Source organism: Flavobacterium sp. (genome assembly GCF_049590715.1).
Lineage (GTDB): Bacteria > Bacteroidota > Bacteroidia > Flavobacteriales > Flavobacteriaceae > Flavobacterium.
Genome location: NZ_JBAWDL010000271.1, coordinates 1 through 2,523, shown reverse-complemented (window position 1 = coordinate 2,523; position 2,523 = coordinate 1). Strand labels below are relative to the sequence as shown.

The 2,523-nt window shown below is 37.0% G+C and carries 3 protein-coding genes; all 3 read left to right on the top strand.

Annotated features, from left to right (window positions below; translation table 11 throughout):
- Positions 1-815: L-rhamnose/proton symporter RhaT (locus tag WBQ70_RS12130; RefSeq protein ID WP_423914579.1), on the top strand; the 815-nt coding region annotated here is incomplete at its 5' end.
- Positions 816-856: 41 nt separating this feature from the next.
- Complete coding sequence (locus tag WBQ70_RS12125; protein WP_423914576.1) at positions 857-2,008, top strand: ABC transporter substrate-binding protein; 1,152 nt, start codon at positions 857-859, stop codon at positions 2,006-2,008.
- A gap of 222 nt (positions 2,009-2,230) precedes the next feature.
- On the top strand, positions 2,231-2,523 hold a 293-nt coding region (locus tag WBQ70_RS12120; RefSeq protein WP_423914573.1), incomplete at its 3' end, for a CoA transferase.

The following is a 2,523-nucleotide window of genomic DNA, read 5'->3' as shown; positions in this document are numbered from 1 at the left end:
CGGTCTATGGTTTTGGCGGAATGTGTTTTGGATTTGCCATTAGACATATTGGGTACTCTTTGACGTATACGATCTCTATCGGAATTTCGGCTATTTTAGGTACGATTGTTCCTTTATTGATGCACGGGAATCTCGTTGAAAAATACAATGCTCCTGGTGGGATGATTATATTTATAGGTATGTTTCTGGCGATTATAGGGATTTCGATTTGTGGTGTAGCGGGTTACCGTAAAGAAGCCGATTTGAAACGAAATGCTAAGGAAGGTGATGAAACGTTAACCTTTAATATGAAGAAAGGATTGACACTAACACTTATTGCAGGGGTGTTATCAGCTGTTTTTGGAATTTCACTGGAAGTAGGAGCACCCGTAGCCGAAATGGCTGGGAAATACGGTGCAGGAAACTTTGAAGGAAATGCCAGTTTGATACTTTCTACTTTTGGCGCTTTTGCAACTAACTTGGTTTGGTTTGTAATGGCCGGAATTAAGAATAATACTTTAAAAGAACTTGTAGATGTAAAAAGCATAGGGAAACGCAATTTCGGAATCAACTTCGGAATGTCGGTTTTGAGTGGGGCTTTGTGGTACGGTCAGTTTTTCTTTTACGGAATTGCACACGTACAAATGGGGGCTTTCAAATTTGCGAGTTGGGTGATTCATATGTCCATGTTGATTTTCTTTAGCTATATCATTGGTATTTTAATGAAGGAGTGGGTTGCGGTAAGCAAGAGAACGTATACCACACTTATTGTAGCTTTGATCGTGCTAATTGTATCATTTTTTGTAATGACTTACGGTAGTATGCAAGGGGCATAGTTCAAGAATTTTAAAAAAAAAGAATTAAAAAAATAAATAAAATGAGCACAAAACCAATACAATTAAAAGGAATAACTTGGAACCACAGCAGAGGGTTTACATCAATGGTGGCTACAGCACAACGTTTTTCAGAATTAAACCCAGGTGTAGAAATTACGTGGGAAAAAAGATCGCTTCAAGCTTTTGCTGATGAACCTATTGACAAACTAGCGGAACGTTATGACTTATTGGTAATTGATCATCCATGGGCTGGTTTCGCTGGTAAGACAAATGTGATTTTACCTTTAGATAATTATTTATCAAAAGAATTTTTGGCTGATTTAGCTGAAAATTCAGTTGGTCATTCTCATGTTAGTTACAGTTCAAACGGTCACCAATATGCTTTGGCTATTGATGCAGCAACTCCTGTGGCATCAAGCCGTCCGGATATTTTGGCTGAAAAAGGACTTGAGATTCCTAAAAATTACGATGAGTTATTGGCTTTAGCCAAAAAAGGATTGGTAGTAATGCCTGGAATTCCACAAGATACGTTGATGAATTTTTACATGATGTGTTGCAACTTAGGCGAAGATGTGTGTACTTCAAAAGAACATGTAGTAAGTCAAAAAGTAGGGGTGGAAGCCTTGAAAATGTTACATGCCTTAGCAGTCGAAATGGATCCAGCGATGTATGATTGGAATCCAATCAAAGTGTACGAAGCCATGACTTTGACTGATAACTACGCTTATTGCCCTTGGGCTTACGGATATTCTAATTACAGCCGTAATGGGTATGCTCGTAAATTATTGCATTTTCATGATATGATTGAAATCAATGGTGTTGGAGCAATTTCAACTTTAGGAGGAACAGGATTAGCGGTTTCTGCCAAAGCTACAGAATTAGACACCATTATGAAATATGTAGAGTACGTAGGCTCTAAAACCATTCAAAAAACAGTATTCTTTGATGGAGGTGGACAACCTGGACATCGCAAAGCATGGACAGATGAATATACCAATAGCCTAACCGCTGATTATTTCAAAAATACATTACCAGGTTTAGACAGAGCTTTTTTACGTCCTCGTTACAACGGCCATATGTATTTTCAAGATAGAGCAGGAGCTCCTATTCGCAATTACTTGATGAATGGTGGTGACGAAGTAGCTTTGTTAGAGCAGTTGAATGAATTGTATAGTAAGTCATTGGATATTTAAAAAAAAGGGTTTAAAAGGTTTAAAAGTTTAAGGTTTCAGGTTTTGAGAACTTGTATATTAAATTTGAAAAGTTTTAAAAGTTTAAGGTTTTTAGAACTTGTCTGTAAAATAGCGCCAACGATAGAAACTTGAAACCTGAAACTTGAAACAATTTTTATTGCCAACAGTAGGAACTTTAAACCAGAAACCTGAAACATTTTTTTAAACTTTAAACTAAAAATTATGAAACCACTAGAAGGAATTGTAGTTCTTGAATTTGCACAATTTATGGCAGGTCCGTCAGCGGGTTTGCGATTGGCCGATTTGGGAGCAAGAGTAATAAAGATAGAAAGACCCATTCACGGGGAGGCAGGAAGACAAATTGCACTTAAAAACTTGTTTTTAGAGGGGAGTAGTTTGGTTTTTCATACCGTAAATAGAAATAAAGAATCGTATGCAGCCGATTTAAAAAATCCGGAAGATTTGGAATGTGTCAAAAAATTAATTGCTCGTGCAGATGTCATGACTCACAATTT